General features: G+C 40.8%; 8 protein-coding genes. 7 read left to right on the forward strand and 1 reads right to left on the reverse strand.

The genetic code is table 11. The annotated features are described in order from the left end of the window. Positions 1–80 precede the first annotated feature (80 nt). Positions 81–275 (forward strand): hypothetical protein, encoded by a 195-nt coding sequence (locus ACA086_RS14745; RefSeq protein ID WP_371004110.1) that lies wholly within the window; start codon positions 81–83, stop codon positions 273–275. 622 nt (positions 276–897) lie between these two features. Here the strand turns inward: ACA086_RS14745 and ACA086_RS14750 are convergent. Continuing rightward, positions 898–1,581, reverse strand: a complete 684-nt coding sequence (locus ACA086_RS14750) for a BspA family leucine-rich repeat surface protein (protein ID WP_371004111.1) — start codon at positions 1,579–1,581, stop codon at positions 898–900. A gap of 361 nt (positions 1,582–1,942) precedes the next feature. On the opposite strand from ACA086_RS14750, the gene ACA086_RS14755 reads away from it, so the two are divergent. The 6 genes from ACA086_RS14755 to xerA all read left to right on the forward strand — a co-directional run bounded on the left by ACA086_RS14755 (position 1,943) and on the right by xerA (position 7,185). Further along, positions 1,943–3,226 (forward strand): cell envelope biogenesis protein OmpA, encoded by a 1,284-nt coding sequence (locus ACA086_RS14755; RefSeq protein ID WP_371004112.1) that lies wholly within the window; start codon positions 1,943–1,945, stop codon positions 3,224–3,226. A gap of 765 nt (positions 3,227–3,991) precedes the next feature. Then, positions 3,992–4,621, forward strand: coding sequence for a response regulator (locus tag ACA086_RS14760; RefSeq protein ID WP_371004113.1), 630 nt, complete (start codon positions 3,992–3,994; stop codon positions 4,619–4,621). Positions 4,622–4,884: 263 nt separating this feature from the next. Continuing rightward, a complete protein-coding gene (locus tag ACA086_RS14765) occupies positions 4,885–5,214 on the forward strand; it encodes a type II toxin-antitoxin system RelE/ParE family toxin (RefSeq protein WP_371004114.1) in 330 nt (109 codons plus the stop codon). A 12-nt stretch (positions 5,215–5,226) separates the two neighbouring features. Then, positions 5,227–5,559, forward strand: a complete 333-nt coding sequence (locus tag ACA086_RS14770; RefSeq protein ID WP_371004115.1) for a helix-turn-helix domain-containing protein — start codon at positions 5,227–5,229, stop codon at positions 5,557–5,559. A gap of 199 nt (positions 5,560–5,758) precedes the next feature. Then, positions 5,759–5,884, forward strand: a complete 126-nt coding sequence (locus ACA086_RS14775; protein WP_371004117.1) for a hypothetical protein — start codon at positions 5,759–5,761, stop codon at positions 5,882–5,884. A 155-nt stretch (positions 5,885–6,039) separates the two neighbouring features. Then, complete coding sequence (gene xerA / locus ACA086_RS14780; protein WP_371004116.1) at positions 6,040–7,185, forward strand: site-specific tyrosine recombinase/integron integrase; 1,146 nt, start codon at positions 6,040–6,042, stop codon at positions 7,183–7,185. The last annotated feature ends 175 nt before the right edge of the window (positions 7,186–7,360 follow it).

Below are 7,360 nucleotides of genomic sequence, written 5' to 3' on the forward strand. Positions count from 1 at the left end.
AACGCAGTTAATCCCAGAAGCTAGCTTCAGGTAGGTGAAAGAGAATAAAGTTATGCAACGCGTCTGCGTTGCGGTTCTTCATGGCAGGACCTCCCCTCGGGGATGCAGGAGCGAAGCGAGTGAATCCCATATTAAGTAACTTTCACGTAGCCGCTGAAGCTTGCTTCAGTAAGGCGAAAGGGAATAAAAAAGCAACCAAGCGCAGCTTGGTAAGGGTTTTTATGCTTGCCTCGGATATTCTTTTAGGGATCAACGCAGTTAATCCCAGAAGCTAGCTTCAGTAAGGTGAAAGAGAATAAAATTATGCAACGCGTCTGCGTTGCGGTTCTTCATGGCAGGACCTCCCCACGGGGATGCACGAGCGAAGTGAGTGAATCCCTTTTTAAGGAACTTTCCCGTAGTCCCAGAAGCTTGCTTCAGCAAGGCGAAAGGGAATAAAAAAATCTACCAAGCGCAGCTTGGTAAGGGTTTTTATGTTTGCCCGGGACTTCCAAAATGGGATCAACGAAGTTGATCTCTTAAACCACTTTTTATAATCATTCCTGCTTCTTGAGATTATTCTGGTAAGTGCGGTTCAATCGATGTTGACATCTCAAAGTAAACAACGGCTAGTCGAAACAGAAATATCATGATTATAGGTTAAGATATTTTGAAAACGATTTTCTTTTTTCAATCTATATGGCAATCCTGCTTGTATTGTGCACTACTCCGGTTTAATTTATGATTGGGGTGGGGTTAGGAACCCCGGAAATTCGGGCTTCAGGAATTGGATGTCAATTGGAAGTAAGTGTTCTCATGAGGCGGACAATCCCAACAGGAATGAATGTGCGGTGAGCAACTGTTAATTTGATGAATACGTTTGAGAGCTTACCTCCATTAGATCAGCGAAAAGAATACTTAGTTCGGATCACAATTCGTAAACTCAGGTTTCGGAAGCGTCCAATTTGGAGTGTTGTCGCTGAAGAGTTCACATTGAGTTACATTTTCGACATTCCATTCACTCAGATTTTGATTAAAGGTTGTTTCTGCAAACATATACTCCATAGAGGTCACATTGCTAACGTCCCATGAGCTGATATCCTGATTAAATGATGAACTGTAGAACATTAATGCCATTTCATTTACACTGCTCACATCCCAGTTGCTGATATCCTTATTAAATGAAGAGTACATAAACATAAACGACATTTGTTCAACACGGCTGACATCCCAGGCAGCTAAATCTTGATTGAAGGTGGAATTAAAGAACATATCATACATATTAGTAACCTTACTCACATCCCAGGAGCTGATATCTTCGTTAAATTGTCTGCTTTCAAACAATGAACCCATTTCTGTAACCCTGCTGGTACATACCGTAGTGACATCAGCACCCTGTGCTACCATTTCACGTAACATGTCCTCATTCACAATGGTGTAAGTAATCCCATTAACCTCATAGGTATCGCCCACATTAGCCGATGGATCGCATTTAATGGTTATGCCATTAGTATCAAGGTAAATAAGGGCTACTTTGTCATCCCTGGAACAGCCCAATAACAAAAAGACAAGGCCTAATATGTATAATTTATGAATTCTCATAACGCCCATATGATCAAATCAGGGTATTCATCAAGTTATTTCACACCTCAGTTTTAATCAATGATTTTTGTCATGATAGCGAGCGTTTTTTTAGACATAATATCAAGAAAATTATCGACAAAATACACGATTTGAAGGATGAAGTACAAGGCCGTAAATAACCGGTTCACCATATCGATTCCAAAGCTATTCCCAGGTCGAAAATTTGCTTCAACTCATCGAAACTGTGAAAAATTGTTAGGGCGACTTTACATTTTGAACCACTCATCGATATTTTGAAAAAAAAACCTGTGAAAAATTCATAATACATTCACAGGGACTCTTGCGAAATTTATCCTGATGAACCCCAATATCTTACCTTATGAAGAATTCTACTCTAAGTTTAAAATTAGTAGCGGCAGGTTTAATACTCCTGTTTTGTAATGCCTCAACAGCCCAGCAAAACAAGTTTATTTCTAAAGACCTGGCCCGAAAAATTGAAGCCGACAAGCGTATCGATGACTACCTCGAACTCTCAAGACTCGGCTATTCCGAAAAGGAAATTTTCCAGGATCTGGGAAATGCGAACTTCCTGGCCGGGAACTATGCCACCGCAGCTTTCTGGTACCAGAAACTGATCGACCTTAGTGACAGTGAGAACATCTCGCCCAATTACCTCAAGCGGTATAAAGTAGCTATGCACAAGGCCGGAATTGCCGATTATGGCGATGAAGTGGCCCAGGCCGACTGGTATTCTGAGATTGAAGATGAATACCGTGGAAACAAAAGTAAGAGCAATAATAGTTATGCTTCTACTTCTGTTAAAAAAGAAAGTAAGCCCGCTTTTAAACCATTAAATCGTGCTGCTTCCTTGGAGGCGCTTCACGAAATGGCCGGACTGCGAGAACAAATGTCAGACCAGCTTAAAACCAATTCCCGCCTACCAGGAAAGGGATTCACCCCACCCATTACCATATCTTCAGACGGGAGGACTGCTTTTTTCAGCAAGCCTATCTATATAAAGCCAGAGTACGGTCTGTTTTCTAAAAAGGAACCTGTACATAAGATCTACAAGGCGGAAAACATCAATGGGCAATGGAGTAATATCCAGGAGATAAGTGTTACCCCTAAATATGCCTCAGCCATGCATCCTGCCATATCCCCTGACGGCAAGCGTTTGTTCTTTGCCTCAGACATGCCCGGTACCTTTGGTAAATACGATATCTATGTTGCCGATATCCATAAGGATGGCAGTGTGGGAATTGCCAAAAACCTGGGAGAGAAGGTCAATACGCGTAAAAATGAAATGTACCCCAATCTGGTAGGAGGAAATCTCCTTTTCTTTGCCTCTAACGGAAGAGAAGGCTTAGGTGGAATGGACCTCTTTGCGGTACAGGTAGGTACACGAAAAGTGGGGATGGCCGTTAACATTGGCGCTCCTTTTAACAGTAAGAGCGATGATTACGCCCTCAATGTAAATGCCGAAACGGGAATGGCCATTGTAATGTCTAACCGCGGAGGTCTTTCGGATGAAACCAGGCAATTGGTGTTCTCTGTTTCTGATGATCAAAAAAACTCATCGACCCAAAAAAGGAAATATAACTTCCTTGAAGTACTACCCAAGGATCCTAATAGTGTATACACCAATATATATTACCAGGACTAAAACTCAATTTCCATATGTGCTTTGTTGAGAGTAATTCAAAGAAATATTAATCGGTCGGATATCATGGGGGGTTCATCTGCTTATTGCCGAATGTTTTCTATCCCCGAAAGCAGCAAGCGTTTAATCGCTGTGTAACCCACAGGTTAAAAGCCTAGTTTGGATGCCAGGCAATGGTATAGCCCTGAGAACAGGTTGTACTATGTATATCTGACCGATTTTCTTTGAATACCAGCTTATAAAATTCTGTAAAACCAGTGTATTTTAGCCCCGATTCAGGGGCTAAAATTTTACTTATTTGGGTCTGTTTTCACAGACCGATTAGTCGGTTTTTTGGCATAATTCCGATGAAATACAGCATTTTCCTACATTTTATCGAAAAAATGTGCATTTCCTAGGACGAAAAGGGGGCAATCTGTAAATTTTCAATTCGAATACAATAGTACAACCCCAAATCTCAGTCCTATGGAAATGAACTCTACTTACAGAATTTCCGGAAGTAATCTTCCGATGATTCATTCACAATTCCGCCAGGGAAGACGAAATTTTTCCCGCTGTTTATCAGTAGCAGAATCAGCACTTTTTATTGCTAGCTAAAGCACCACTGAAGTCATCATCATTCTATTATCTCTGACCAGATTACAACTGTGATCTTTTAAGGGATGTGTATGAATTAGAATGAAGTGGAATGGAACCGCCATATCCGGCGGGGTCTTTAGCATTGATTTTCTAAAAGATTCAAACTTTAATCGTCTAAAAATTGTGATTATGAATACAACTATACTCAAAGTTATTGTGATCGACAGCGATCCGAGATTTCACGAGAGCTACAGTTATTTCTTCAGTACCTACAGGGATTACCAGCTGGCGGGAATCTACCGATCAGTGGAGGATGCCCTTGAAAACTACGATGAGGTATGCCCTGATATTATCCTCTCTGAGGTTAACTTTTCGGGTCTTTCGGGTATCGAAGGTCTGGTTGAGTTTCAAAAAACGGATAACTCGGCTTTGGTTATCATGGTTAGTTATGATGACAATTACAAGCGTATCATGGATGCCTTCAGGTATGGGGCAGAAGGTTATCTTACCAAGCCTATCGGCAAGAAAAGACTGCGGAATGCCCTTAATGCCGTAAAAGATGACGGTGCTGCCCTGAGTCATGATGTGGCCAAGAAGATCATTTCGATGTACCGGAGGAAGACTTACCAGTTTTTCTCCCAGCGCGAAAACCAGATCATTGAACTACTTAGCAGGGGAGCCACCTACAAAGAGATCGCAGACAAGCTGTACGTCACCCCAAGTACAGTAAACTTTCACATTCAGAATATCTATCTCAAACTGGATGTAAACTCGAAGTCACAGGCCCTGGAAAAGATCCGGAAGATGGATGCTGCTTAGGGGGATATACCCAATTTACTTCAACACTATAAACACTATCCGGAGGCATACGTTTATCATGCAAATATTATACAGTAGGAACATGTAAATTAGATGTTTTTCAATTTTGAATAATTTAAAAAATGCAAATAAGAAAACTTAAATAACTGTATAGAACATGGCATTTAAATCATAGTCCGGAGGGCTATAGATTATTGGCTGAAATAGAATTATTAAAAGTTTCCTTAAAAGGAAACATTTAAGTATATTTGTAAACTAAATTAATGAAGGCAAAATTCGAAGTATTCTTCTTAGAGGAAGCTATTGATTTTTTGGATGGCCTGCATGAAAAAGATAGAAGGAAAGTAATATTTAATATCGATAAATCGAGGTTTGTCAATGATCCCAGGGTTTTTAAAAAATTAACTGAAGAAATTTGGGAGTTTAGAACAAGATTCGGAGCTAATCAGTACAGGTTATTAGCCTTTTGGGATAAGACAAAGAAAAAAGAAACTTTGGTAGTAGCTACTCACGGGATAATAAAAAAAGCAGATAAAATGCCTAGAAAAGAAATTTCCAAGGCGAATAAAATCAGAACGGAATACTTTAAATAAGTACAATAAATCATGGCAACTCGGGCAAGAAAATCAAAAATGATGACCCTTGATCAAATCAAGGACAAACATCTGGGTAAAGTTGGCACACCAGATCGTGACCGCTATGAATTTGATCTTAAAATAGAAATCTTGGGTGAAATGATTAAGGCGGTAAGAAAAGAAAGAAACCTTACTCAAGAAGAACTAGGTAAATTGATAGGTGTTCAAAAAGCTCAGATTTCCAAATTGGAGAGAAACACTAAGAACGTGACTTTAGACACCATTCTTAAAGTTTTTGAAGCACTTCAGGCAAAGATCAAATTTAGTGTTCAGATAAATGACGCTAACTATAAAGTGGCTTAATCTGCTATACTTAACATCCGCTATAGCGAGTCTGCTGGGCTCCCCGCCTTGGGTGGGCAGGCAGGCGCCAAATCATAACACGGACTGTCTTGTGGCCGAAAAGATCATTTCGATGTACCGGAGGAAGACTTATCAGTTTTTCTCTCAACGCGAAAACCAGATTATTGAACTGCTGAGCAGGTGAGCAACCTACAAGCAGATCGCAGACAAACTTTACGAAACCCCTAGTACAGTAAACTTTCACATTCAGAATATCTATCTCAAACTGGATGTAAACTTGAAGTCGCAGGCCCTGGAAAAGATTAGGAAGATGGATGCTGCTTAAAAATCGATTACAGCAAATTAAAGGACTGTAATTTGGGAGAGTGAACTACCATACTCTTGCAATTAAAGTGCAGGCTTACACCATATCTTGCCGATTAATTACATGTTTTGGTTAAGGTTCAACTTTCACTATTCATTCATCGGGGTCGCCGGTGGATGAAGGTCGATTTTCCTCCTGCCCAAGGAGTGGGGGAGTACGTAAAGAAATATCCCGGTATTCGGTGGATTAAGACGCATTGCTGTTATTGTATTCCTTACAGTAAGAGTGGGTTACACCAACTATTCACCTACCTTAGAAAACGATCTTATTATGTGGATTACAGCGCAATTAAATCGGCTGGCCCCATGCCTTCTCTCCGATTTAAGGAAGAAAGGAAACCGAAATGGGAACGACTAGAGGAAAATTCAAAAAATAATTTCCGAGAATACAAGGCCTATTTGGAGGGTCTCCGACTCAGTCCGAATACGGTTGGGGTCTACGCCAATTTTATTGTCGAATTCTTATTATTTATCGGAGATAAACCCATAGAGGAGGTGAACAATATGCTAATCCAGCGTTTTGTGGAACGACTGGTATCTGATAAGAACTACAGTATCAGCAGTCACAGGCAGTTGATCAGTGCCATCAAGCATTTTGGGGAGCGTTTTACGCTGAGTGGGATAGAAGTGACGCTGCTAAAAAGGCCCAAGAGGTATAGGCGCTTACCCATTGTGTTGAGTCGGCAGGAAATAATATCACTGCTCAGGAGCACTGCCAACCTTAAGCACAGGACATCTCTGGCGCTTTTATATTCAGCCGGTTTGCGCATCAGTGAGTTGCTGAACCTGAAAAAGGCCGATATTGATCTTGACAGGAGGCAGATCAGGATTGAAAAGGGGAAGGGCAGGAAGGACCGTTATGTACTTATGGCGGAGAGTGTGGTACCCTTGTTACACAACTATTTGATTACGTATAATCCTGTTGAGTATCTTATTGAGGGAGCAGATGGCGGACCTTATAGTGCAGGAAGTGTACGGAATTTTTTGAGGAAGGCCTGTAAGAAGGCAGGAATCAGAAAGCGTGTCACCCCACATACACTGAGGCATTCCTTTGCGACTCATTTGATTGAGAACGGGGTAAATATGAGGCATGTACAGGAGTTACTGGGGCATTCGAAGCCGGAAACCACCATGATCTATACCCATATTGCCAAGAAGGACCTGTTGCAGATCCGTAGTCCACTGGACGATGCTGTCCTTCACGCCCTCGGCCCCCATAAAAATCCAGCAAAACTATCCTTATCGGGAGGTTTTGACGGATAAATTCATATTTTTAGTTGCATATAACAAGTTGTAATGCATTTAAATCCAAGCTTATGAAAGTAATTTTCACGATTTTAATATTATTGTCTGGTATTACTGTATTCTCTCAATCAGATAATTTGGTAGGTGACTATTTTCTTCAAGCGGGGAGTAAGGATAAACACTTAATTGAATA

It is taken from the genome of Muriicola sp. E247 (assembly GCF_041358175.1).
Classification (GTDB): domain Bacteria; phylum Bacteroidota; class Bacteroidia; order Flavobacteriales; family Flavobacteriaceae; genus Muriicola.

What these genes read in the sequence shown, in the direction of transcription:
- ACA086_RS14745 (WP_371004110.1), top strand. Translation starts at nt 81, where the DNA reads ATGGCAGGACCTCCCCTCGGGGATGCAGGAGCGAAGCGAGTGAATCCC.
- ACA086_RS14750 (WP_371004111.1), bottom strand. Translation starts at nt 1,581, where the DNA reads ATGAGAATTCATAAATTATACATATTAGGCCTTGTCTTTTTGTTATTG.
- ACA086_RS14755 (WP_371004112.1), top strand. Translation starts at nt 1,943, where the DNA reads ATGAAGAATTCTACTCTAAGTTTAAAATTAGTAGCGGCAGGTTTAATA.
- ACA086_RS14760 (WP_371004113.1), top strand. Translation starts at nt 3,992, where the DNA reads ATGAATACAACTATACTCAAAGTTATTGTGATCGACAGCGATCCGAGA.
- ACA086_RS14765 (WP_371004114.1), top strand. Translation starts at nt 4,885, where the DNA reads ATGAAGGCAAAATTCGAAGTATTCTTCTTAGAGGAAGCTATTGATTTT.
- ACA086_RS14770 (WP_371004115.1), top strand. Translation starts at nt 5,227, where the DNA reads ATGGCAACTCGGGCAAGAAAATCAAAAATGATGACCCTTGATCAAATC.
- xerA (WP_371004116.1), top strand. Translation starts at nt 6,040, where the DNA reads ATGAAGGTCGATTTTCCTCCTGCCCAAGGAGTGGGGGAGTACGTAAAG.